The organism is Dyadobacter sp. LHD-138 (assembly GCF_030929615.1).
In the GTDB taxonomy this organism is placed as follows: Bacteria; Bacteroidota; Bacteroidia; order Cytophagales; family Spirosomataceae; genus Dyadobacter.
In genome coordinates this window covers 32,512-59,473 of record NZ_JAVFVU010000027.1, presented here as the reverse complement: position 1 = coordinate 59,473, position 26,962 = coordinate 32,512, and the positions used below count along the sequence as shown (strand labels likewise).

General features: G+C 45.0%; 15 protein-coding genes and 1 pseudogene. 7 read left to right on the top strand and 9 right to left on the bottom strand.

Features of this window, described 5'->3' with window-relative positions:
* Window positions 1–164: 164 nt before the first annotated feature.
* Together RB622_RS19320 and RB622_RS19315 are read left to right on the top strand one after the other, a co-directional pair.
* The gene (locus RB622_RS19320) at window positions 165–4,658 is read left to right on the top strand and encodes a T9SS type A sorting domain-containing protein (RefSeq protein ID WP_308048254.1); all 4,494 of its coding nucleotides are present in this window, start codon (window positions 165–167) and stop codon (window positions 4,656–4,658) included.
* 589 nt (window positions 4,659–5,247) lie between these two features.
* On the top strand, window positions 5,248–5,715 hold the full coding sequence (locus tag RB622_RS19315; RefSeq protein ID WP_308048253.1) for a response regulator: 468 nt from the start codon (window positions 5,248–5,250) through the stop codon (window positions 5,713–5,715).
* Window positions 5,716–6,107: 392 nt separating this feature from the next.
* Here the strand turns inward: RB622_RS19315 and RB622_RS19310 are convergent, their stop codons facing one another.
* Window positions 6,108–6,494, bottom strand: a complete 387-nt coding sequence (locus RB622_RS19310) for a hypothetical protein (RefSeq protein ID WP_308048252.1) — start codon at window positions 6,492–6,494, stop codon at window positions 6,108–6,110.
* A gap of 4 nt (window positions 6,495–6,498) precedes the next feature.
* Between RB622_RS19310 and RB622_RS19305 the strand changes: the two genes are divergently transcribed.
* A complete protein-coding gene (locus tag RB622_RS19305; protein WP_308048251.1) occupies window positions 6,499–6,846 on the top strand; it encodes a hypothetical protein in 348 nt (115 codons plus the stop codon).
* Between the two features lie 28 nt (window positions 6,847–6,874).
* On the opposite strand, the gene RB622_RS19300 is transcribed toward RB622_RS19305, so the two are convergent.
* Window positions 6,875–7,507 (bottom strand): hypothetical protein, encoded by a 633-nt coding sequence (locus tag RB622_RS19300; RefSeq protein ID WP_308048250.1) that lies wholly within the window; start codon window positions 7,505–7,507, stop codon window positions 6,875–6,877.
* A 77-nt stretch (window positions 7,508–7,584) separates the two neighbouring features.
* Window positions 7,585–8,310, bottom strand: coding sequence for a hypothetical protein (locus RB622_RS19295; RefSeq protein WP_308048249.1), 726 nt, complete (start codon window positions 8,308–8,310; stop codon window positions 7,585–7,587).
* A 185-nt stretch (window positions 8,311–8,495) separates the two neighbouring features.
* On the opposite strand from RB622_RS19295, the pseudogene RB622_RS19290 reads away from it, so the two are divergent.
* A pseudogene (locus RB622_RS19290) lies at window positions 8,496–8,642 on the top strand (conjugative transposon protein TraJ); the annotation flags it as partial.
* A gap of 9 nt (window positions 8,643–8,651) precedes the next feature.
* Here the strand turns inward: RB622_RS19290 and RB622_RS19285 are convergent.
* Window positions 8,652–8,855 (bottom strand): PLP-dependent transferase, encoded by a 204-nt coding sequence (locus RB622_RS19285; RefSeq protein WP_308048309.1) that lies wholly within the window; start codon window positions 8,853–8,855, stop codon window positions 8,652–8,654.
* Window positions 8,856–9,274: 419 nt separating this feature from the next.
* Here RB622_RS19285 and RB622_RS19280 point away from each other — a divergent pair, with 419 nt between their 5' ends.
* On the top strand, window positions 9,275–9,607 hold the full coding sequence (locus tag RB622_RS19280) for a hypothetical protein (protein WP_308048248.1): 333 nt from the start codon (window positions 9,275–9,277) through the stop codon (window positions 9,605–9,607).
* Window positions 9,608–10,275: 668 nt separating this feature from the next.
* Window positions 10,276–10,428 (top strand): hypothetical protein, encoded by a 153-nt coding sequence (locus RB622_RS19275; RefSeq protein WP_308048247.1) that lies wholly within the window; start codon window positions 10,276–10,278, stop codon window positions 10,426–10,428.
* A gap of 446 nt (window positions 10,429–10,874) precedes the next feature.
* Here RB622_RS19275 and RB622_RS19270 read toward each other — a convergent pair whose 3' ends face one another.
* From RB622_RS19270 to RB622_RS19250, 5 genes are all read right to left on the bottom strand, one after another.
* Window positions 10,875–11,312 carry a VOC family protein gene (locus RB622_RS19270; RefSeq protein WP_308048246.1) on the bottom strand — a complete coding sequence of 146 codons (438 nt, stop codon included), beginning with the start codon at window positions 11,310–11,312 and terminating at the stop codon, window positions 10,875–10,877.
* 388 nt (window positions 11,313–11,700) lie between these two features.
* On the bottom strand, window positions 11,701–12,324 hold the full coding sequence (locus RB622_RS19265; protein ID WP_308048245.1) for a response regulator transcription factor: 624 nt from the start codon (window positions 12,322–12,324) through the stop codon (window positions 11,701–11,703).
* 145 nt (window positions 12,325–12,469) lie between these two features.
* On the bottom strand, window positions 12,470–16,144 hold the full coding sequence (locus RB622_RS19260; RefSeq protein WP_308048244.1) for a T9SS type A sorting domain-containing protein: 3,675 nt from the start codon (window positions 16,142–16,144) through the stop codon (window positions 12,470–12,472).
* 124 nt (window positions 16,145–16,268) lie between these two features.
* Complete coding sequence (locus RB622_RS19255; RefSeq protein WP_308048243.1) at window positions 16,269–19,217, bottom strand: DUF6923 family protein; 2,949 nt, start codon at window positions 19,215–19,217, stop codon at window positions 16,269–16,271.
* Window positions 19,218–19,562: 345 nt separating this feature from the next.
* A complete protein-coding gene (locus RB622_RS19250) occupies window positions 19,563–24,437 on the bottom strand; it encodes a PKD domain-containing protein (RefSeq protein ID WP_308048242.1) in 4,875 nt (1,624 codons plus the stop codon).
* Window positions 24,438–26,296: 1,859 nt separating this feature from the next.
* Between RB622_RS19250 and RB622_RS19245 the strand changes: the two genes are divergently transcribed.
* Window positions 26,297–26,956, top strand: coding sequence for a response regulator transcription factor (locus tag RB622_RS19245; protein WP_308048241.1), 660 nt, complete (start codon window positions 26,297–26,299; stop codon window positions 26,954–26,956).
* Window positions 26,957–26,962: the final 6 nt, after the last annotated feature.

The following is a 26,962-nucleotide window of genomic DNA, read 5'->3' as shown; positions in this document are numbered from 1 at the left end:
GGTAATCATTCCCTCGATTATTTACACAAATCAGCCAATATCAATGAACCGAATTTTACTCTTGCCCGTAGCCATGTGCTCTATGCTCATCTACGCGGTCAACCGCGAGCCGGAAACCGAACGCCTCCCCAAGGGCGGTAAAACTCCTGTTGCGAACGTCTACAATGACTCCGAAGTCGCCAGGGTCGCCCTGGATTGCCCTGGATTGCCCTTATGGTTCTTCCACAATTACACCAAAGGTTGACTGGGTCAGTAACGGGAATTTGGATGGATTTACAAGCATTAGCGAGAATACTCAAAATAATACTGGAGGAAAACTTTACAGTGACGGAGCCAATGTACTTTATGTCAGTACCGGCGGTTTTCAGGGAGGAGATGTTATTACAATCAGGGGAAGCTACCAGAACGATACCAGGCGGGGTCCTATTGTGCTTTCCAGTGCTGGTAGCAATGTGTTTAATTCAGGTTCTGTCATGAACAATGCTTTTCCGGCAAGTACTTCTTGGAGTGATGTTACATATACTGTTCCGGTGGGAGTTCCTAACTTCAACATGCTTAATGTTACCGGTGCCACGGAAAATGGTGTTTACGTTAATATTGATGCGATAACAGTTTCAAGGACGGCTTGCAATACTTGCGACATTACAATCGCACCGACATTATCGGCTTCAACTATCTCGAATTCGTGCCCGGGCACAACTTTCAATCTGAGTGACATTACGGCAAGCAATACGCCTATCGGAGCGGAATTGACCTGGCATACAAGTAATCCTGCAACGGATGCTAACAGAGTAGCTAACCCGGGAGCAGCTACGACCGCGGGTCGCCAGTTTTATGCTGCTTTCCATAGCATAGCCAATGGCTGCTATTCCGGTCTCAACGGAGCAGCCACCACATCGGTAAAAGCATTGGGTGATGTCGATTGCGATGGTGTAGGAGATCTCGCAGACCTTGACGACGATAATGACGGGGTATTGGATACCGTGGAAATGGTACAATGCCCGCTGGCAAGTTCTACGGCAAGTGCAATTTTGTGGGATAGGGAACAGGAACAGACTCCCGCCGCAAGTCTTGCTTTTTTCAGCTGGAAGCCGAATATTTCATGGACGCCGGGAACGGGGACAAGCATTCCACCGTCCGCATCCGGCGCATGGAACCTGACCGGGCTTGACAATAATGGCACGTTGACCGATGCCATAGCAAAAGGCGACTACCAATACGCGATATTTACGACAGGGGCAAAAGGAGTATATGTAGATGCGTGGACCTATGAAACCATGACACCGCTTGTGCCTTTCGGAGTGTTGATAGACGATGAGCCCAGCTTCATGAATCCGATTGTATTGAGCGATGGCACAACAAGTACAGCAACCATTGCTAACGTACCCGCCAATACCGGCCCGGTGAAAGCAGTTGCGGCTTCGGACCCTGCCTACCTGGCTCCGAATACTACCTACTATTTGAGAATGTATGCGTTAACTACATTGGCGTCCGTCACAATAGATGAAATGGGGCTTCGATTCTTTGAAGGCGCCTCGGCAACCAACTGTGGTAGCGATCTGGATACTGACAACGACGGTGTTCCTAACCGCCTGGATCGCGACAGCGACGGCGACGGCTGCCCCGATGCCGTTGAAGCAGGTACTTTTAACAAATCCGGCGTAACAACAACTGCCGGCATTGTGGAGAATGGTGGAAGCGGTTCGGTAAATTCCAGCGCACCTGTTGCCAATTCACAGATCAACGGACCTTATAACGGTAATGGACTAGCCGACCAACTTCAAGCTGCCATCGACACAAACAGTTACCGATATATTTACACTTACAACTATGCTGTTGCGAGCAATTACAATTCGTGTGATCACATCGATACGGACGGAGATGGTATCAATGACACGGCCGATATCGATGATGACAATGATGGTATTCAAGATGCGGTCGAAAGCCCGGCATGTTATTATACACTCGGCGAATTAAAAGCCGCATCTACCATACAAACCAACTTTACGCTCCATTCCGCTGCAACTACCACATTTGCAGCAGCCATTGACGGAAATGACAATACCTGGGTCGATTTAGCCTTCTCGGCCAACAACTCGGGTAAGGCACTCGTAGACATAACGCTCCCATTGGCTACGCCGCTGACCATTTCAGCGGTAACGGTTAAGATCGGGATCAATAATGCCTTCCCTTCAAGCATTTTCGTGCTGCAAGGTTGGAATGGCAGTTCCTGGGATATACTCTCGAACGGTCTAGCCATGAGTACACCCAATACAACCTACACTTTTACCAATTCCTTAAACCCCGCCGGTAAATACAGCGAGTTCAGGATTTTGGCTAACTCCGGTTCCACCACTAGCGGTGTAAGGCTTCATGAGGTGAGCTTTACCTTCGGGCAAACATACAATCCAAGCATGGAGCCCAAGCCAAGCTGTTCAACCGATACGGATGGAGATGGAATCTTCGACCAGCATGACCTTGACAGCGACGGCGACGGATGCTCGGATGCCATGGAAGGTGGTACCAACGACGGTAGCGACCCGATAACAACCGCCAACCTTATCCATTCTTCATTGCCAGGCGGAAATTCCGGTGGAGGTTACACGGGAAGTGCAGGGCCAGTTGATTATAACCTTGGGAATAGTGTTGATTTAAACGGGGTGCCTAGTTCCGTTTCGGGCGGACAAATCTTGGGTTCCTCGCAAAATGCAAGCATTCAGCCCGCTAATTGCATTCTCCCTCCTGATGCGGTAAACGACAATGTCGGTGGCGTATCACCCGGTTCGAATGCGAAGCAGAACATTCTGACCAACGATTTGCTTTCCGATGGAAGCCCGGCGACACCGGCCAATACTTCTGTTCTGCTGACCACCATTGGATTGCCCGCCGGCAGTTCTGTTTCAGGAAACACGCTGACCGTGCCTGGGCAAGGTCTATGGACCTATGACCCTGCCACGGGTGATCTGACCTTCGATCCGAATCCTGGTTTCACCAGCGATCCAACGACTATTACTTATACGCTGACCGAGACCAGTACGGGATTGACTGACAATGCCACCGCTGCCGTTGATTATACTCAGGTAGCCCCGGCAGCGAGCAACGATAGCAGCTCGGGCAATACACGAGGTGTAAATACCAGCCAGAACATCCTGACCAACGATTTGCTTTCCGATGGAAGCCCTGCGACACCGACCAATACTTCTGTGCTGCTGACCACCATTGGATTACCCGCCGGTAGCTCTGTTTCAGGAAACACATTGACCGTCCCAGGGCAAGGTGTATGGACCTATGACCCTGCCACAGGTGATCTGACCTTCGATCCGAATCCTGGTTTTACCAGCGATCCAACGACTATTACCTATACGTTGACCGAGACCAGTACGGGATTGACCGCCAATGCCACCGCTGCCGTTGATTATACTCAGGTAGCCCCGGCAGCGAACAACGATAGCAGCACAGGCAATACGCCCGGTGCAAATGTTAGCCAGAACATTCTGACCAACGATTTACTTTCTGATGGAAGCCCTGCGACACCGGCTAATACCACTGTTACGCTGACAACGACCGGCTTGCCGGCAGGAAGCTCGGTTTCGGGTAATACGCTGACTGTGCCAGGCGAAGGTGTGTGGACTTACAATCCGGCCACCGGCAACCTAATCTTTGATCCGAATCCTGGTTTCGCGCTCGATCCAACGACAATTACTTATACGTTGACCGAGACCAGTACCGGATTGACCGACAATGCCACCGCGGCTGTCGATTATAATCAGGTAGCCCCGGCAGCAAACAACGATAGCAGCACAGGCAATACGCCCGGGGCTAATGTCAGCCAGAGCATCCTGACCAACGATTTGCTTTCCGATGGAAGCCCGGCGACACCCGCCAATACTTCTGTTCTGCTGACCACCATTGGATTGCCCGCCGGCAGCTCGGTATCGGGTAACACGCTGACCGTCCCAGGGCAAGGCCTATGGACCTATGACCCTGCCACAGGTAATCTGACCTTCGATCCCAATCCTGGTTTCGCCAGCGATCCAACGACTATTACCTATACGTTGACCGAGACCAGTACGGGATTGACCGACAATGCCACCGCGGCAGTTGGGTATAATCCGGCCCTTCCGGTGCGATTGATATCATTTCAGGCCATGTCACAGGAAAATGATGTCTTGCTTACATGGAAGGCGGCCGATCAGGTAAACTTCGACCGCTATGAAATTGAACGTTCGCTCAATGCAAAGCAGTTCGCCTACGTGGGTACCGAGGAGTCCAACGACCTTAAAGCGGGCAACTACCAGTTCATTGACAGAAATGCAGCGATGCTGGCAGGTACGCTCTACTACCGGTTAAAAATGATCGATACTGATGGCACTTATGCTTACAGCAGCATCCGGTCGGTGCGCTTCGAGAATGTGCCGGCTATAGTTGCGTGGCCAACCGTACTGGCAGCAGGAGAAATCATAAACATTTCGATACCCGCTTACAAAGGCTCAGGATATGTAAAAATATTCAATGCCGCCGGCAAGGAAATACTTGAAAAATACATCGATTCAACAAGTATCCAATTGTCCACAGAGGGTCTAACCACTGGGGGTTATTTAGTCAAGGTCACTGCTGGAGCTTCGCAAAAAACAATCCGGATCGTTATTGTCGAATAAACCAAAATAGAACCCGAATAACCTGAAAAGCCCCCAAGAGTATCTAATCTCTTGGGGGCTTTTCAGGTTATTCGGTAATATTAACGGCTATGTAAAACAAATCATGGTTTCGGGAAAACCCAAAAGTATGACAATACAACGTGGAGCCCTGATTAATCATGACCTTCCTGACCTCAGAAAACACCGAAAACCCTACCTTCAACCATCTGACAATCAGGAAGATCTTCAATTCCGCAACAGAATGGCCACTTTGAGAAAAAGTTTGACCTTAGTGTGTTTCTTTATGAATCAATCATTTGTATTCAATTGCAATATCCGATTTTACATGACCTCGATTTCCGTATTCAAGTGGTCACAGGCACCGAAATTTCCACTCAGACCACAGTAGAGCAACATTTAAAGGAACTGAAAATATCGGTACCCCACATGGAAAAATCAATCCTAGAGATCATATTTTTTTGAAGCCTAATTTCACAGAGAAGGATATTAGATTTTTCCAATAAGTTTGGAGAAAAATGCTTTTACCGTTAAATTTGAAGCCCCTTCCAGTCGCTCAAAATTTATGTGTTAATCTTAAATAGCAGAGAATATGACTAGCCGAGATGAGTCACAGTACAATGATCGATTGTTGTTTCTTGCTGATGATGACAACGATGATATTGATCTTTTTAAGGACGCTGTTGCTCAAATTGGTATCAGGAGCGACTTGTATGTCCACAGCAACGGACAACAGTTACTGGATACACTGAGCATTATTGCCCCGCTTACACCGGATCTTATATTTCTGGATATCAATATGCCGGTGAAAAATGGTTTCGAGACATTGGTAGAGATCCGGACGTTTTATTCCGACAAAATTCCCGTTTTCTTTCTTTCCACTTCACGGGATGAAGAGGAAATCGAAAATGCACGAAGATGGGGAGCAACTGGTTATTTGTCCAAATCAGCTTCACTTCCAGGGTTAAAAAAAATCCTATCCGATGTGTTGTTAAGGGATTGGGCTAAAGGTCGGGATCAAGATTTTTACGTCAGAATTCAATATGACTACTCTGAGTAGCGTAGTACAAAACCAAAATAAGTCAAAATTTCCTTCCCTTGCATGTATCAGTGGATAGGGCCTATTGGTGGTATGCCTGTATAACATCGTGAATTTTTGAATTATTTTGGACTGCGATCCCGTCAAAATCAGTTACACCTTATGACAATCCACGCAATTGTTACCTCTGTTTTTACTATGTAGTATTCGGTGGAGAATTCGCATACAGGGAGCAGTGGATTCCGCGACAGAAAGACCACTTCAAGAAAACATCCACCCCTAGCCTATTTTTACTAATCAATCATTTACATCTAACTACAATGTTCGATTTTATATGATCTCGATTTCCGTATTCAGGTGGTCACAGGCACCAAAATCTGCTGCTGCGTATTTCATGACTCGGTTTGTTTTAGCTAGGATCTGGATCTATTTTTCTGAATAATCAAATGTGTTAAGCCGGGGTCTTCCAGGATACGTTCGAGCTCGCTGTCAGCAATACTTTGAACATCCTGACGAATCTCATTGTAATTTCGGTTAACCATATTTTCATCCAGCGTTCTGACTGCTGGGATGGGCACGTAAGCCTGCTGCTCGGCTGCAATCGCCTTATGATCATTAATAATTTCAGCATGAAAGGTTTTGAGCTCGATTTTCTCATCGGGGTTATCGGCTACCATGCCGACAAATTCGCCAGAACTAAGCCCGGCAATTTTGGAGGCCGGGATGGCCATATCAAGCTGCTTTGACCGGCTGATCGAGGTGTCTGTCCGGTTGATGGAGTAACTTGTACGGTCCTGCATAATCTTGCCAAAACGTTCTGAAAGCTGGTATATCGCCTCACGTGTTTGGCGCCATCTTGCCAATGTCGAAGCGATTGACTTTTATCCGCTTTTCCGTCCGTTCGTGCTGGGTTTTGCCATCTTTATCTTCCCTTCGGTGATCGCGCTTCTCAATGCGGTGCTCTCTCCTACCGTCCGAGAAACCTCAGGGATGGTCCAGGATTCGGACAAAGCCATTGCCCTGCTTTTAAAAAAGAAGGAAGAGGCCGTTAAATCATCCAAATTCTGGGAGATATATGTGGGTGATGATCAGAAGGGATCGCGCGAGAAGTGGCTCAAATATACCTACGGGGATGGATACTGCGAGGGCTAGGCTGTCCAAAATAGTTATTTTTGTTCTTTCACTTTTTGAAAGCTTGGATTCTTCTATTGACCTGATTAACAATGAGATTATCTGTATTCCATTGTTTTAAATTGGCCATAAAAACACTTTCCAAGGCCTGTTTAAAATCGCAATGGATGGTAGATGATTCTCTGTGTGTTTTTGTGAACAATGGCAGCGATAGCGCAAAAGGGGTTACACCATGTAAACTGTTGCTTGCTTTCCGGCTTTTATACAAGCCAAAAAGCGATTCTATCACATCAGACGAAACATGCCATAGCGTTTGGCTATCAGGCAATTTTTCTTTTTCGCCTTGCAGATAGTCTTTGATACGGCAGATTAACCGCTCTATTTTCGGGTAAATAGGTCCGTTGTAAAGGCTGCATTTTTCGATACAGGCGGCTATGCTGCCATAACACAGGCCTTCGTTCTTCAAAATCCGCAGCAGCACATTGACCATCTCAAAAACAATGCCAAGTTCACGGATCAGACCTTTATAACTGTTTAAAAAGTCAAATGCTTTCTGTTGGTCTTCATTGAAACCGGATTGTATGCCCAGCATGCTGGCTGCCCATTTTACGGTCTTTGACAGGTTCATAAAGCGGGCTATGCTGCGTTGCCTGGGTGGTAACAAATAGGCTGTGGGCTTCATAACTTCCTTAAATTTGCACAGTGCCATGGCTTTATTGAAGGAGATAAATTCAGGCACATGCTTATAGATCTGCTCAGTCACAAGGCAAGCTGGTGCCCACTGTCACAGATACGGGGTATGCCTGCTTTGTACAGCCCCATTCTAAGGTTGGTCGCCCCGTCACTGATGGCATACAGGGCGGGTTTCCCCATTTTTTCAGTAACCGATTGCACCATCGCTTCCACGGCCGCACCGTCCCAGCTGGTTTTTACCTTTAAAGCCAATATGTCTACATCGCCTAAGTTCAGGGCCGTTGGGACTGTTTTAGCCGCCGGCACGCCCAGCACTGCCAGCATCCTTTCCTGGCCTACTACCATGCATTCATCGACGATGATACCATAACCATCCTGGTATTTTTCATCATCCACGTTGGCATAAATGTGGTAACCGGCTTTCTGAACCCAATTTTCCACGGAACTTTTACAGGGCAGCTGCTTTAAGTCCCATTGCAGCGTCTTGTTTAAATAGGAAAGTATACTGACAACCCGGCGGAAACCGCTGCGTCCCAGTACATAAATATTGACAGAAAGATCCACTAGCAGCGCGTCATATTTATGTCTGTCAATCCTGGATGTAACTGAACCCGAGCAGGGTAAAGCCTGCATCTTTAGCTTTTTTTTGGTCGTAAGAAATTTATCCTTCCACACACTGCTGCTGGCAGCAAGCTCTTTTATTTTGCAACGTAATTGCCGGTTCTCTTTCCGTAGTTCCCGCAGCTCGTTCTCTTTTTTTTTCAGCTCGCTTTCAATCTTTTTTAGGCACATCGCTATTGGCTCGTTTGATAAGGTATGGATGCAAAAATGAAGGAAAATATTAACAAATTTTGGACAGCCTATCCGAGGGTTTTACTGACGGCATCTCCAATGACATCAAATTTTACATGTCCAAACAGTCTTACAATTTCAGAAACTCGATCAAGGCTGCGCTCAGCGAAGTGCTCCGGGTTGTGTTTGAATCGGCAGCTTTATGTATCAATACAATACGGACCTTTCATCTGATCGTGCTGGCAGTCATCGGACCGATTGCTTTTGGGATCGCTGTCTTTGACGGGTTTCAGCATACTTTGACCGCGTGGATTGCCCGCTACATTAACATCTCTTTCCATTTAGCAAACTTTCCGAACGAACTCGGATGTGTTTGGATTTGAGAAACGGGAGTATACATTGGCGTCTATCTCGTCGGCAAATATCGCAGTCCCATGCTGAGCATCTTCAAAAGTAAAACTTGACGTAAGATAAAGTGGCACAGCGTGCTCCCTGAATGCAGATTTTTCTGCCTGACTACGGATTAACCTGGTTTGCTCTTTCATCATTTTCAATTTTCTGACCAATCTGACAAACGTTTTGAGAAAGCCAAATTAACAACCATTAATCCGGCCATGACAGGACTAATGATGGAATTTATCCATGGTCATGATGAAATTATTTGATTGATTTAATCTCCCCTGAATACATGCAAGTATATGAAATTCCGGATTTCTGTCACGATTTACAACTTGGCTGAAATGATTAAAAATATGGCCAGATTCAAGAAAAAACAGCTTACATCCTTTTCTAACTTTGTACCCCAGAATAACAAGAATATTTTATCCGGCTTCGCAGTACCATGATTCAATGAAGCAATGCTTCATAAACATCATTATTGTACTATTAAATGAAATAATTATTTTTAGCAGTGCTGACCGGCCTGTTGTTTGTTGGCTGTGACAAAGATCATAAGACGTTTAAATTGAAAACAATTAAACTGAATTCCTACAAAAGCATAAATCTACCCGCACAAAATCTATCATTTCGCATCGTTCATGGGATTAATGCGCAGACACCATTGGCGATAACAGATACCTATCCAACCAAATTGCCATTGCCTGTTACGTTAGCGGTACCCCCCTCTTTAAGCGCAAAGCTTTACTCAGAATCCTACTCCATTCAGTTACTGGGAGATTCCACGGGTTTAATCGGGTCCTGTACAGTCGACATGGATCAGTACAAGATTATCTTTCCCATCGAGATGGAGATAGAAAACGAAGAGATGAACATCTCGATTTCTGGCAGCTGGCATTAACAAAACACCATCATTTTTCTTTTAACATTTATCCTACCTTCACCATTTCCGGCGTTATTGGAATGCCAGCATCGAACATTCAGTCCATGTGACCATATAAAATCGGAGAGCACAATCAACAGCAATCAATTGGTTAACAAATAAATACACCATTTCAAAGTAGTCAATCTTCGATAAAATCCTTAAAAAATGCGCTTTAAAGCGGCGGGTAAAGCCAGGTTTGATCGTGTATCGCCAGGTACCCCGATCTGATCGTGATGGACAATATCTGTCGTACAAAATGAAGAAGCTGATCAGGACTTTTAAGCTGAAACAAAGCGGTCCGCCAGCGGTATGTCTCGTGCTGATGATCCGTACGGCAAATGCATGGGCCTAGTCGTTCCAGAGCAGGTTTAAGGCGGATGAGAGTCTAAAAAAATTAAAATCCGTTCTATTTGAATACATTGTCGGATACTACAATATCAGGAGGCTACACTGCGCCGGCGGCCTTGCCCTCTCTAAACTATTTGAATCCAGTTGCCTTTGAAGCCGAATACCATCGACAAACCGGATGAGAATCGAGATTTTTAATATTTTACTAACCCGCAAAAGTGTAAACCAAAACAGAACCACCTCAGCCTGAGGTGGATCCAAAAACCGGCACACATTTTTGCACATCTTGATGCAAAATGAAAGACAAAAAACCAGTTATGGTTCGAAGGAGCTACGATGCTGATTTTAAGCAGGAAGTGATCAGAATGCTGACTTCTGGCAGAAGTGCAAAAGATATCTCGGATGCATTTGGAATTGCCGAGAATGTGGGTCGCCACCCCGGTTCTTGATCGTTGGAAAAGAATGGCAACAAAAAAGACAAAATCGACTCCCGGGGAAAATAGCAACGATAGGTCAGTAAAGCTGGCCGCTGAAGTTGCTAAGCTACGTGCTGAAAATGAGCGTTTAAAAACTGATCGCGAAATTCTAAAAAAGGCATTAGGTCTCAACTATTACAGGTAAGATCCGAAGTTCTTCCAAGGAGTCAGAGAAACAGGCACCAAGGACATACTTGCGATACATTTTTTCAACATCTTTTGACAAAGCCACTTGGAGTTCCCAAATTATTTCTATTTACTTTTAGAGTTGACCCAAGAAGCTATAATCTACCGTCTTCAATTGAAACCAACGATTGACTTCCCACGGCCGAAAAGGTATTGAAAACTAAAAAAAATGATAGCCCTAACAAAACTTCAATTTCATCTTGTTAGGCTATCACTGCTACTTACAATCGTAATCAACCATCCAATCTATAATCATAATCAACCATCCAATTAATTCCGAATTTATCAGTCAACATACCAAAAAACGACCCCCAGAACGTTCTTTCCAAAGGCATATTGATCCTTCCTCCCACAGACAATCCGTTAAAAAGCTGCGTTGCTTCCTGCTCGCTACCAGCACTGATCGAAATCTGGATATTGTTTCCATCAATGGTATCTTTCGCCCATTCGCCTCCCACGTCACTACCCATCAGTAAAGTTTCTTGGCCAACCGGTAGTGATATGTGCATAATCTTTTCGCCATCTATTTCATGCGACTGACCATTTTCAGATGGAGGCATGTCTTTGTACCGACCTCTAAATAAAAATTCTCCTCCAAAAACGGATTTGTAAAAATTAAAGGCCTCTTCGCAATTCCCTTTAAAGTTGATATAAGGATTGATTTTTGCCATGTCAGTTGTTTAAGTTTAGTTGAACATTATAATAATTCCGGAATTTTTCCGGGGAGACTGCCCTGTGAGAGTGTGATGAGTACTTTTATATTCAGTTGCCCGCTTGTAAAAAATAACTTTCTAAATGAATTCAGTTGATAGCCCAGGTGCCGTGAATAATTAGCCGGTTGCTGGCCGCACTGTTAAACCCGATTTATAGCCCAGAAAGATATTACCGTTAGCTGTCGCAAGGACTCCAGCATTCGCTCCCCCACATACGCATTCTTGCTGACCGATCCTGTCTGCCGTACATAGCCAGGTCAGCTAGCTACCTGATGCGGGTCAGCGAACAAAGAAGGAGGAACTTTTTTTCTTCGATCACCTGGGGCTGATGGTATTTTCTGAAAGATTAGGCAGTCGTAATAATCTGCCTTAATGCAACAACATTGTCTATGCTGAGTTTTCTAAAAATATTCATTTTTATTGTACTGATTGTCGATGGCTTTTTTTTCAGTTCATTGGCGATCCATGTTGTTTTGTACCCATTGCTCAGGTATACAGCAATTTGCTTTTCTCGCGGAGAAAGTAAAGGTCTGCCTTCGGTCTTTGGAGCCCAGGGGTTTGTAAGGGCTCCTTCCAAAATAAGCTCCTGAAAATCCTGTCCTATGTATCGCCTTCCGTCCAACACCTCAGTTACACATTTAACAAGTTCTGGTTCACTGATTCTTCTCGAAATACAACCTATAACGCCATTTTTAAAATATTCCCGTATCACTTTCACATCAAAGACGATATTGTAAACCATAATAGCACCTGGTTTGCAAAAATTCTTTAGTTGCACAATTTCACTTGTAATGTCTATTTCCATTTGTTGGGCAAAAACAACCAGATCAGGTTGTAAGTCCCTATGCTCCCGGCCAAAAGATTCCACTGATTCAGCATCCAGAATCAGCATATCCGGAAAATTTCTACTCAATATGGTGTGAAGTCCTGTACGCAGAATGATGTTGCGGTCGATGAGTGCTGTAATCATGATACTAGTAGGATGTTATAAAAATAAGATGAAACATTGTTGGGACTTCTTTTTAATTTTTGGATAACAGACATAACCACATTTCACTCATGTGGTTATGTCTGATTATGGATAATTAAAAAGAAGTCCGTAACAAGTTTGGTTATCAGTGAGCAATAATGATTTTATTGGTTGAGAGAATACCGTTAACGCCCGACACCCTGACCACATAAGCGCCGCTTGGAAGCTTACTGATGTCTACACCTTTCGATACTATATCTGACAAGCCGCGCTCGCTGCTGCTCAGGTATACTATTTTGCCGGCAATGTCAATGATCTCCACCGATTTGATTAATTGTTTGTTCACATTTATAATCTGTAAGAGGTCAGATACCGGGTTAGGATACACATTTAGGTTATGCTCTCCTTCAAAAGTGATGCTCACAATGCGGCTGAACGCATACGTTGCATCTTGATCGATCATTTTCAGGCGGTAGTAGTTTAACCCATTTACAGGTGTGTCGTGCGTGTACATATAGTTTTTAACAGTTTTACTTTCACCCGATGCAGCAATGGTTTTAATCATGTCCCAGTTTTTACCATTGGTGCTATGCTGAACTTCAAACTGCTCACTGTTGATTTCCGCTGTTGTTGCCCAATCGAGCATTACAGCATTGCGCTCACCTTTTTTAGCGGTAAAGCGCACCAGCGTAACCGGAAGCGGATTAGCAATCACAGGTACATGGATCGCTTTAGCGTCAGAGACCACACCGGCATTGTCCGTTATGGTATAGGTAAATTCAACCGTTTTCACCTCCTGGTTGCTGGTGCCAGATGGATCAACGGAAACCTTGCTCGGATCAAAGTTTGGTATTGAAATACCTCCCGCCGGTACCATGATGCCATCGTAGTAAAGATCTCCATTGGCTCCCGGAGTCAATGTGACTGTTCTTCCTGTCAGGTTGGCCGGGTAGCTTCCGTCTTCAAGATCAGAACCTGCAAACAGGCCAGACGTAACGGGTACTGTTGCGCCAGCCCCCGAACCGCCCGGGTTGCTTTGTGGGGCATTTGTTCCGCTCGCAACAACCGGCTTTTTGTTGATCCCAAAATTGGTATCTGTTACATTGTTGGAAGTCACGACAATACCGGACAAAATTCCATTAGGTGTTCCATCTGCTCCATTGACAGCAGTCCCAAATTGTTCACCGGCATTGTCCCAGCCTGTTGGCAATGGTGAGTCAGCAGAAATAGTGCCCGCGGGATTTATGCTCAAAACAACGGAATAAGTACCAGGAGCAACATTTTGGAATTCGTAGGTTCCACTGGCAGATACCGGCACAGTAGCTACTGCGACATTGCTTGCATTGACCAAAGTTACATACAGCGCTACCCCTTCCAGGTTCGTTCCATTGATAGGATTTAGGGAACCCACACCGTTTCTGCTTACTGTGTTATCCGTATTCCCATTTCCATCATCATAAACATTACCAGAGATTCTAAGTTCCAGCGGTAAGGCGACGCAGGGAGCTGACGCAGCATCGTAATATACGTAAGATGATGTACCGGGAACCGGCGTTGTAACATATGTCGTCGGATTAAGTTGGAATACACCAGCGCTACCATTTGTTCCCGTTGTTACATATACGTTCAAACCGTTGAAAACAATGTCCGAAATTGTGCTCGCCGCAACTGAACCAGTAAGCTGTCCCCTATAAATAGCAGTAGTTGTTCCCTTTTTTACTTGCCACAAATAGTGATTGATATCGGCAATAAAATAGTAATCCCCATTTGCATCAATTGTAACGTCCAGGCCATCACCAGGTGGTGGAATAAAGTTGACTCCCGCTGGCGCACCTACAGTTGGAATTGATGAGACATTATGCCAAAGAATTTCCTGCACACAGGTCGCAGGATTAACTTTGACAAAAGTATGTCCTTCGTTGCTGTTAAAATATATATTCCCTTCTGCATCGCTTGTCCCGCTGATATAATATCTATTTGAGCCAAGTGAGGGTAAAGTACAGCCAGTGTTAAATACTGCGCCTGTTGATGGATTCAACCCGTAAATACTTGGATTTATTGGGTTTACCTCGGAAGTTACGGTATAAACATACCCATTGCTGGACCATGCAACGGCGTAAGCTGTACTAAATGGCAATACATACGTTTTAATGGGAGCAAATGTTGTAGCATTGATTTGCTGAAGATTATTAGTAGCAGTATACATTACATTAGAAACGCAAACTTCAGGCTCTTCAAGTGTAGGTAGAGCTCCCGCCTCACAAGGTGCAGAAGCAACTTCCGATGAATTATAGGCGCTTACGGAAGTTCCTACAAGCATTGAAGCATCCACCTGGTAGGTTCCATTGCCGCTGGTTGCGACAAACAAATTGGTGTCATTAAAAAACACATCTCCAACGGTACCTGTAACTCCAATTATCTCACCTCTGTATGCAGCCTGTCTGGTTACCGGATTTACAACCCAAAGAGAATGTCCGAAATCATCAACAAATATCAGATTACCCGAAACATCAAGCGTCACGTCTTTAAAGTCACTCGTAAATGAAAGATTATAGGGGCGTTTGGGATCGTCGATAACGGGCGTGGAAGCATCCCAAAGAGTAGTCACCGTACATGAGGCAGTTGGGTTAATGCGATAAGCAGCATGCCCGTGATCCGTAACGAAATACAAATTACCGGCAGCATCGCTTCCTCCAGAGATATAATACCTTCCCGCGCCAGGTGATGGAAGTGTACATCCCGAAGTATAGCTCAAATTAGTAACCGGATCAAAAACATAAATCGGAGGATTGCTTGCACCAATGCTGTTAGTAGCATAATACACTTTACCGTCTGCTCCGTTAAAAGTGGTCGAGTATGTAGGTACTAACGGAATGTGCGTAGCGATTACAGTAAAGGTTGTCGCATTAAGTGTGTTGATTACCGAACCATTAGGGGATGAAGCGTACATGGTATTTGCAGGACAAAGGTCCGATGTCGTTGGCAAAAGTAAAGTTCCGGCGGCACAAAATCCAGAGGTTACATCCTCATATGTATTGATCCCAGCCTGAGCCCCGACCGCTAAGGTCGTCGAGTTGATAGGATAAGATCCGGCATTATCCGAGCTCAAATACAAATTCCCATTGGCAAAGAAAATGTCTGTTGCATTATAGCCGCCTGGCAACCCACTTACAGCCCCCCTGGCAGTTGCAGTTCCTCCCGTTTTTGGAACATTGTATAGCATTTTGGAAACGGTATCAAAGAAAATGAAATCTCCATTGGAATCTACCACAAAATTTTTAGCGTTATCCGTATAAAAATCCGGTGCTCCTAACCCAACAGTTGTGAGAGGAGATGTATTGTCCCAGACTACTGTAGGTACACCGGTTGTCGGACTAATTTTGACCATCATCCTTCCATTGTTGGTCGCAAAATATAGATTACCATCTGCATCCTGGCCGCCGGATTGATATCTCGTACTTGCTCCTGCATTGGCTATGGTGACAGCAGGTAACGTATAGCCCGTGGAAACTGCGTTCACAGTAGGCGTTGCAGTGTTATATACATACAGTACAGGGCTCACCGGGTTATTTGCTCCAGTAACGACATACATCGAGTTAGTACCCGCATTAAATGCATTTGCAACCGCAAAAACAGGTAACTTGTTGTTATATGCTGTTTGCGTAAAAGGTGTAACACCGGTGTTTATGCTATACACACCGGTACCACTTACTGCCCATGAAGTAGTGGTAGAGCATTGGCTGTAACCCTTACCAACCAAAAGAGACAAGGATAGGGCCATCATTAATGCCTTTTTAGAACAGGTAATATAATGTTTCATAAGTTCTAATAATTTAAAGGTAAAAAACCGACCAATGATGTCCGCCCCGCATGTAAAACTGTAGCGATACAAGGAGGCCGACAGTATGTTAAATGATGGGAATCACCCACATTTTTTTTTAAAATCAGTGAACCACAATGATTTTACTGGTTGAGAGAATACCGTTAATGCCCGACACCCTGACCACATAAGCGCCGCTTGGAAGCTTACTGATGTCTACACCTTTCGATACTATATCTGACAAGCCGCGCTCGCTGCTGCTCAGGTATACTATTTTGCCGGCAATGTCAATGATCTCCACCGATTTGATTAATTGTTTGTTCACATTTATAATCTGTAAGAGGTCAGATACCGGGTTAGGATACACATTTAGGTTATGCTCACCTTCAAAACTGATGCTCACAATGCGGCTGAACGCATACGTTGCATCTTGATCGATCATTTTCAGGCGGTAGTAGTTTAACCCATTTACAGGTGTGTCGTGCGTGTACATATAGTTTTTAACAGTTTTACTTTCACCCGATGCAGCAATGGTTTTAATCATGTCCCAGTTTTTACCATTGGTGCTATGCTGAACTTCAAACTGCTCACTGTTGATTTCCGCTGTTGTTGCCCAATCGAGCATTACAGCATTGCGCTCACCTTTTTTAGCGGTAAAGCGCACCAGCGTAACCGGAAGCGGATTAGCAATCACAGGTACATGGATCGCTTTAGGGTCAGAGACCACACCGGCATTGTCCGTTATGGTATAGGTAAATTCAACCGTTTTCACCTCCTGGTTGCTGGTGCCAGATGGATCAACGGAAACCTTGCTCGGATCAAAGTTTGGTATTGCAATACCTCCCACCGGTACCATGATGCCATCGTAGTAAAGATCTCCATTGGCTCCCGGAGTCAATGTGACCGTTTCTCCTGCCAGGTTGGCCGGGTAGCTTCCGTCTTCAAGATCAGAACCTGCAAACAGGCCAGACGTAACGGGTACTGTTGCGCCAGCCCCCGAACCGCCCGGGTTGCTTTGTGGGGCATTTGTTCCGCTCGCAACAACCGGCTTTTTGTTGATCCCAAAATTCAGGTTATCAACATTAACAGAACCGACAACAATATTAGTCACCACGCCATTGGCAGTAAGTTGCTCTCCACCAAGTGCCGTTCCAATTTGCTCACCGGTATTGTCCCATCCCGTTGGCAGTGGGGAGTCTGCTGCGGAGGTTCCGGTTGAAATTGTGCTCAAAACAGTTGAATAAGTCCCTGGCTCCACATTATTAAAAGTATAAGTACCACTGGAAGATACGGCCACTGTTTGGATAACTGCTCCGCTGCTATTGACAAGAGAAACATAAAGTTGAACTCCATCGAGGTTTGTTCCATCTATGGGATTCAATGGACTGAGACCTGAGGTATTTACCGTACCGTCTGTTGCCCCGTTACCATCATCTAACACAGATCCGGAAAGCGTAACAAATGAAAGACTGGTTGCGCAGTTGGCCCCATCTCCACCTATTGCGATGGTAAACCCGTTACCATTAAATAGTGTAGCGGAGAGTCCTCCACCGGCTACATTGGTAATGCGATACATATCGTTACTTCCATTTCCAGCTTGGATGTAAAAGTTACCGTTAACATCAAAATATTGGGTAACATACCCCACACCTGCCGGCACGCCACTCACTACCCCCAAAGTGTTAACCGAACCTGTGGTGGGGTTTATTCTGATTAAATTATTGTTCACTGTCACAGCGTACAATAGCCCATCAATAGGATTAAATGCAATATCTGTAATAGCACTAATATTACCTACACCCGGGCTATGTGACAATGGGATAGCCCCCAATAATTGCAGGTAATTGGGTGAGGATGGATTAATATCAACAAGGTAAAGGTGAGTTCCTTCAATGCCATTCAATAAATACGACACGCCGTTGGCTGAAACATCTGCTGAAGTAAAAGCAGTATTGTCTATCGAACTGACAGTTGGGCATGTATTCGGCAAGCTCTGTATGGCAAAAAAATCGACTGTGTTGTTAGCTCCTATCCTTACCAATTGATTCGTACCCAATCTGTATCCCCAAATGTACCCATCAGTAGGATTGTACCCCACAGCGTTTATTGCCGTGTTACCACCAAAAGAATTTACTAATTGCCCAGATGTTGTAAATGCACCTGTTAAAAGATTATACTCCGTAATCGTAGAGGTGCCGTTATTAGCATCGCAACCATCGAGATCATAAGGGGTATTTTGAGAAACCAAATGAGCTACTCCCTGCTTACAACCTATGGGCGTACTGCTCGTTAACACTGAGGTGATACAACTGGCACCATCCGTGTTTGTAATAGCAGTATTTAAGGCAGGTGATACTAGGGTTGTACTGGTGGAAATGGAATAGGCTGGACCTGAAATTTCATATACACTCGAGCTTGCATTAGTGATCAGAAACAAATCGCCCGTGTTGTCCATAAAGACAGATGCTGCAACACCTGCTCCGCCAAAACCTACTTCTGTTGCCGAAATAGCCCCCCCTCCAATGGGATATCTGACTAGCTGACCGTTACCGGCAGAAATCCCATAGATGTAGTTACCATCCGGGCTTATCGATATATCCTGAAGATTGGCTCCCGTAGTAAGCGTTATGGATGTCAGCAAGGTCATGCTGTTCAAATCTATTCTTTGAATACTTGTAGTGCTGGCTACATACAGATACATGATACCCGTTGGCGATACAGCACCAGCGGTATAAGCAGAGGTGGGCAAGCCAGGGATATCGATAAGGGTGGTCGTCCCATTTGACTCAATCTTTACGATATCATTGGTCCCACTTACCGCTGCATACAGATAGTTATTTACACTATTATATCCTAATCCAGTAAGGTTTCGACTGCCCAAGGCAGCAGCGTTAAAAAGCTCCGTTTTAACGCCTGTGCGAAAATCAACCGTGTACAAAACTGACGGGTTGCCTATGATCTGATAGGCTACACCATCCTGGCAGGAGAAGGGGCTCTGGGCAAAAAGTTTGCTTCCGGGAAACAGAACAATTACCAGGCATGAGAAAATTAAACATGTAAAGTGCCTTTTCATAACATGAATTTGTTTGGATGAAAGAAAAAATAGTTCGACTTAGATTTGATAGCTGATGATTGTTATCATCTTCAATACCCGATTAACCCAATATTTTAATGGCGTTTATTCAATCAATTACCCAATTCATTTACTTTCAACTGTGATTTCAGGAGCTCTGAATGCTGTAAATTAATACTCCTTTTGAGGGCCTTGATTGCGATAGTCGTGATCTTATATCTGGAATGGTTAAATTGCTGAAAATAGAAAAATCAACCAATACTGTCCGCCTCACATGTAAAACCGTAGCGATACAAGGAGGCAGACAGTATATTAAATGATGGGAATCACCGCATTTTTTACAAATCAGTGAGCCACAATGATTTTACTGGTTGAGACAATACCGTTAACGCCTGACACCCTGACCACATAAGCTCCGCTTGGAAGCTTACTGATGTCTACACCCTTGGACAGTATATCTGACAAGCCGCGCTCGCTGCTGTTCAGGTATACCGTTTTACCCGCAATGTCAATGATCTCTACCGATTTGATCAGTTGCTTGTTCTCGTTTTTGATCTGTAAGAAGTCGGATACAGGGTTGGGGTACACGTTAAGATTACTTTCACCTTCAAAGCGTACGCTCACAATCCGGCTGTATGCATATGTTGCGTCTTGATCGATCATTTTCAGGCGGTAGTAGTTTGAACCGCTCACAGGCTTATCGTGCCTGAATGCATAGTTTATAACCGCCTTACTTTCTCCTGAAGCATTAACCTTACCAGCAACAGCCCAGTTAGCGGCATCATGACTGTGCTGTACCTCAAAGTGATCACTGTTGCTTTCCTCGGTAGTCGTCCATGTCAATTGGCTGTAAGCTTCGGTTTTGGTTGCAGTGAATGACACCAGCGTAACCGGTAAAGCCGTTGTAAATGGCACCCGGATCGTTTTGGGATCGGATTCAACCCCTGCTTCATCCGTCACCGTGTAAGTAAATATCGGATCTGGTGAAGCACCGGTTAACCCGGTTGTTGTACCTGTGGCCGTAGGGTCTACACTTACTTTGGTTGGATCAAAGTTGGTGATCGTAAGCGGACCCGTGACCGGGTTCCCATTATAATACAGGGTGCCGTTGGTTGCCGGAGAAAGCGTTACCTCTCTGCCAGTCAGATTCGCGGGATAAGTACCATCTTCTTTGTCGTCTCCTGTAAACAAGGTAGATGTAACCGGGCTTTGGATAGCCCCTCCCGGGTTAGGCCGGGCAGCATCCACTGCCGTATAAACAACCGGTTTTTTCTCAATACCGAAGTTTTGCTGTGTTACGTTCGCGGTGCCGGTTGTCACGGCCAGCGTTCCGTTGGGAGTAAGATCGCCTGGGCCTGTGTTTCCTGCTCCGTTTTCGCCGGTTGTTACCCAATCTGCCGGAGGCGTATTGTCAATGGGCGTAACATTGGTATTTGTACCCAGTTGATACTGCACAGTCGAGAGTTCAATGGTGTAGCTTGCATTAGAGCGTGCGCCAAAAGAATAGGTGTTACCCGATCCCAGATTTACCACGTCAATAATCACACCTGAGGCGTTGACCAGGTAAACATACATGTTTGCCGGAATCGTCAAGCTGGCATCCACACCGTCAATCAGCGTATTGCCATTGGCATCATCGAATACGGTACCGCTGATGGTTATACAGGATGCCGGATTTACGGTTACGGTCACAAAATCAGTGGAAGTACAGTTCCCGTCACTCAATGTCCATGCAAAACTATAATTACCTGCTACCGTTGCGCCCGTGTAGACCGCTTTGGGGTCGTTTGCATTGGAGAATGTTCCTGCACTCGCTCCAACCGGGAAATTGGTAACCGTCCAGGTTCCTGTCAAGCCCGCCGGGGCAGCCGTTGCATTCATCAAAACGGTACTGTTCCCACTTGCGTTACACTCCGTGAAATCGGTTCCGGCATTGGCAACAGCTGATATATTGCTGATCGTTACCACCACATTGTCTGTGGTAACACAACTACCGCCAAGGCCAACCGACCAACGGAATGTATAAGTACCTGCCACCAAGCCGGAAATTAGTGTATTGGGATTTGCTGTATTGGCCAATGTTGCGGTATTAGGGCCGCTAAGCTGTGACCAGGTTCCGATGGCGGGTTCCGCATTCAACGCATTTAGGTTGGTCGAAGTGCTGTTACATAAGTTAATATCAGCCCCTGCTTTTGCAGGCGCTACATACCTAACGGTCACCAGATCGCTGCTGGACGGGCCACAAGCCGTATTACTTCCATAAGAATTCCAGCGTAAAACAACCGTTCCGGATTGTGTAAATATAATCCCGGAGGTTGCGGAATTTACATTGGCAATCGTTGGTACAATCCCGTCTATGATCTCAACGATTTCCCATACACCTGTACCTGCCGTCAACGGTGTAGCCGCCAGATTAAATATGCCTGTCGCGTTGCAAATTGATACATCAGGACCGGCCTGTGCCAACGAACCGGGACTGGATGCCACAATGGTTACGTAATCTGTAAAACTGCAAGTAGGATCAGCGCCGATAATTTCATATTTAAATCGGTATGTTCCATCGGCAGGTAATGTAACGGCGGTGTTACTGCTGGTCGAACTTCCGAATGTTACGTTCTGTCCGTTTGAGCTATAAAGCAGACTCCAGTTTTTCGGAATTGCCGTAGCCATGCCGTTCAAAGAAGCTACAAATGGAAAAGCACTGACAGAACACAAGGTCTGGTCATTTCCGGCAAAAACAGAGGTCCTGTTAGCCAAAAAATATGTTGTAACCGTATCACTGGCAGCTTGTCCCGAGCAGCTCGCATTGCTGACCGTCCAGATGAATGATACGGCCGCATCAGCCGACAGGTTCAGTTGAACCGTTTTACTCGTAACAGTAGAACCCGTTTGGGTTGCTGTTCCTGAGCCGGCAGGGACGACCACGATGGTGAGTGCGCCTGTATTGGTTCCCAGTGCAGGATGCGTCACCACAACACTGTTGGTATAAGGATATGAGGATACTGAAGTAGCCGAGCAGGCGCCGCCTGTAATTGCAATTGTTGGCTTGGGAGGTGCAGTGTTTGAATTCGTTGTGATCACCACATCATCAAAGCTGCTTCCGCATCCATTGGTAAGGGTGTACCTGAAGGTATAGGCCGTACTGGCAAGCAGACCCGAAACCGTAGGATTAGCGGTGGTTGCATCGGAGAAAGTAACAGGCGCACCAGCTGGCGTTACCACCGACCATTGTCCCAGCGCAGTACCAGGAATTACAGAGCCATTCAGGGTGAAACTGCCAGCGCATACCGTTTGATCCACTCCGGCATTGGGAGCAGGCGGTGGCGTATTGGAAACCACTACTTTCACATCGTCTACGTCCTGAACACAGGTAGTACCCGCATTGTTGGCATACCGGAATATGTAGGTTCCATTGACCAATCCGGAAATGGGCGGATTTCTCAGTTGATGATTAGCGGAATTAATCGGATTTGTAGCACCGGCAGGCATGGACACCGTTTGCCACGTCGCAAAATTATCAATAACATTACCTGCAAGTGTGGCATTGGTAGCACCGCAATTAAGAAATACGTCAGAACCCGCATTCACGCTAATGCTCGTTCCCCTGTCGACAACAACATCTGCCACATAGGTACTGCATTTGGTTGTATAGGTAACCCTGTACTTGTATTGGCCAACAGTGGTATATATGCCGCCATTAACAACATAATAGGAAAGATACTCCCTTTGGTCGGATTCACCAGTGGGCGGTATATACAATTCATCAGGAGAAGACGCGTTTCCCGTATTCCAGAATTTTTTTGTAAAGGTCTGGCCCAGGGCAATGGTAGTGCTTGGCACATTGTTTTTGATATTACCATTTAGTGAAGTCCCTATGGCAGTATAATTTAGAATCGTGGAAGCAGGCCCGGAAATATAAGTGACGGATACGGTAAGCTCATCCAATTCGTTAAAAGCAAAGTTTCCCAACTGAGCCGTACGGTTAACGAGACCGGGTCCACCCGAGCTCGGTAAAAAGTCAGTGTTGCATGTACTGGCATAAGTATTGGATAACACGAGCTCCCGTTCGACAAAAATGGATACTGTATCCACCCGAGAGCAGCCGCCCGGTGCTGAAATTTTATAGGTAAACTGATAAGGAGCACCTGCACTTGTAAGCCCGGACACAATAGTATTGGGGCTGGAAGGGTTGGCAATCGCTACGCTCGTACCGCCGCTTAGGAACGACCAGGTCGCGGTTTCGCCTACGGCCGGTGTGTTGCCACTTAACGAAATAGTTCCCGGATCCGAACAAAAGTGCTGGTCATCCCCAGCTTGTGCCTCAGATACCGGACTGCCACTACCCACAAAAACATTCACAGTACCAGTGCCATTACTGCACGTCGAACCCGATACTGTATATCGAAATGTGTAATTTCCCGGAACGAGGTTGGAAGCTCCTGTATTTCGGGATGATGCACTGCCAAAAACAGGAGCCGGTGCCCCAGCAGGTGCACTTTCCACTGTCCAAAGCGCCGTGCCGTTACTTGGGCAACTGCCTTTGAGTAACACATGGTCGCCGCAAATATTCAAAGGTTCCGCAGTCGCAGAAAAAGCATATTGTCTGGAAAATGAATACTTACGGGTAGCCGACCGCGTGCAACCGCTTGCATTGGTGATGATGTAGGTTATGTCGATAGCATGTGTGGCTGTACACTCATCAAAAGGAAAATTGGGTGTAAAGTTGGTTGTGCTGGATCCAGCTGCACTGAATGAACCGGCGCCATTGGGAACAAACCATTGGGCTGTCTCTCCGGCAACCGGTGGGGTACCGGAAATACTGATGGGGCCACCCGTGTAGCAGGAGTAAGTTGTAGTTCCGGACTGCGTTGGCACAGCTGGTACAGGATTGACCGTAACGCTCACGTCATTGTTGGTAACAATATTGTCACCGCATTGTACAGTAAGCCGGAATACATAGGTACCGATCACGGTTGAGATGCCAGTGCTGGCATTAAAGCTATGTGGATTGGCTATGGTAACGCTGGCTCCTGCTGGTTGGCTAACCACAGACCAGGTCAGCGTACTGGCATTGATCGGGCCACCACTACTTCCTTCCAGATTAATGGGTGCTCCCAGACAAATGGTCTGGTCACCACCTGCGTTGATCGAGCAGTTTTGGGCATGTGCCATTACCGAAAACAAAAGCAGTAGCAATAGTATTTTTAAACATTGTTTCATAGTAAGCTGGTTAAAATTTGATGGTTACAACATCCTATGTGCTGCAAAAATGGGGGACGTAATTCATATGCCAGCAAACTACCCTACCGATCGGGTATTGCAACTACTCAAAATAGCAATCATAATAAGTTTGCTGAAGCATATTCATACCAGTGTGTTTTCTATCGGCTGCTAGCCGGATTGAGTTTTAGCGTCATTTTTCAGATAAACAGTGTGCTTGGGTTGATGAAATATTTTATTGGGCTTCAATCAATGGGATGGTACATGCATAGGCATATTTTTTTGAGTGGTGAATTTTAATATGAGGCTTGTCAGTATCAGATATGACCCCTTTTTTAACGGTAATTGTTCATCAATCAATGAGGGAGAAAAGCTCAGTAACCCTTTGCGTTAAATAGCGTTAACGCGATGCAGGTGAATGACATAAAAGTATAAACGTCTAGTCAGACCAAAGGAAGCGTCTTAATTATAGTGGATGCAAGGTGAACAGAGGCACAGCCAACAAAGTCTGAGCAAGGCTTACGTTCAGGTATAACTTTAGTTAATTCTAATGTATTTAAATCGTATAATCCGCCTGTGAGGTATTTCACACCTGGACCTATTTATTTCTCCTCCCGTGGTCTACTCGCCTCCCTTTACCTCCACCGCTGACACCGCTGTCAGACATGATGGTACAAGTAAAAGCTGTAAAACTGCGGTACAAAGTAGCTTCTTCGCTATGCAATTATTAGTTACCGTATCACTACATACGTCAACAGACAAATCAGCTAAGCCTATAAGCTTACCAACAAACATTACCAAAATAATGCCCCCTGATGAAACCCAGGAAAAAAACCATCCCTATCCGAGGTTTATTTTGGAAATGGTTAACCGAATTTTGCGCCGGAATTCTTTTTTCATGATTTAGTTTAAGTTAGCGTACATCATCATTTCATTATGGTCTCTCAAATGATTACCCTTGATTCATCATATAGGAACATGCTCCTAACTATGCAGAAATAAAAGGGTTCCATTGAGGGCAAATCAACCTATGGCCTATGCAATTTTATCTTTAACATGATTAAGTGCTTTGCTCGATATCCGTTTATCTTGTTCAGAATCCGCTCACAAAAGGTCCAACCATTAGACCTATACACGGCACCGTGATAAGTTCCCATTCGTATACTATACTCTCGTTCAATGATATTATGCATATGGCAGTTGATGAAATTATTGTATTGCAAAATTTGATAATTAATGCCATTAATAAAATACACCATTTAGTGTATTTTTATGTATTCCTCCGTATGCGTCACTTTTGAATGGCCAAAAGGAAAAAATAAACTCATTGCAATCCATCAGCTGATGCTTCTTTGACACAACGTAATGCTGAATTCGAGCGCGTCAAAAAGCTGTATCCGCACACAAATCAGGCAAAAAAATATCAAAGCGTCATGCAACGTTGTAAAGCTAGTTTTTACACCTTGTTTTCTAGGCATGGGAGATGAAGCAATGGGTTAGAATCGTCTTTACAGAAAGGCACTGGCTTTGTATCAAAGATATTCGTTGAAAACGAATAAGCAGAATCAGGTTCTGAATTTTGAACCTGATCAATATAAATGGTATACAATAAAAAAGTAAAGCAAATTCCCCATCCACTATCTGGATGCAAATCCAATTTCTGCTGCGTTTGAATGCTACTATATGTCTGATAGAATTTTTTTTATACTTTTATACAATATTAACAGGTTCCATTTAGCTTGCGTTACTCCTTAGTTGACCGCAATTCAAGACTTCTAAATTGGTTACAGTAATATTTGAGGGCACAAAAAATAAATTTTTACACTTCGTACGCATTTAAGAAGATTTTAAAATCAAATATGGAAATGTTTCCTCAAGCCCGTCAAATGCAAACTGCGGTCATCTACGAAGATCATCTATTTTTTGGACAGGCGTTCTCCGAACTACTAAAAAGTACCGGTCTATTCGATGACGTGCATTATTTTTCGTCCGAAAAGCAACTTATTGAGTATTGTAAAGTTTCCCGTAGCGGAGAGATTTGTTTGTTTTTAGATTTTTTTATTGGAAGGGGTAACTCCCTGCACCTACTAAGTGATCTTCGTAAACTTCCCGTTGATATCCGGATTGTTATCGTTAGCAGCGTTGATAATGCTGTACTGGTAAAAAAAATATTACATCAAAAAGTGGATGGTTTTCTTAGCAAAATTGATGATATCAACGAGGTAAAGGAATGCATTGCGGCCCTGTCCGATAAAGGTACTTACATTTCACCGGCCATCAAGGAGCTTTTGATTAATGAGGAGATTCAAAATGAGAATAAGGAATTGACGACACGCGAGATAGAAATAGTATCATGGCTTTCAGCTGGACAAAGCACAGCACAAATTGCTGAACAGCTGAACCTCAGTATCCATACGGTGATGACTCATCGCAAAAATATAATGATAAAGATTGGTGCAAACAGTATCTCCCAGGCAATCGTTTATGCGATCCGTGCAGGGCTTATCGAGAATCGTTAAATTTCT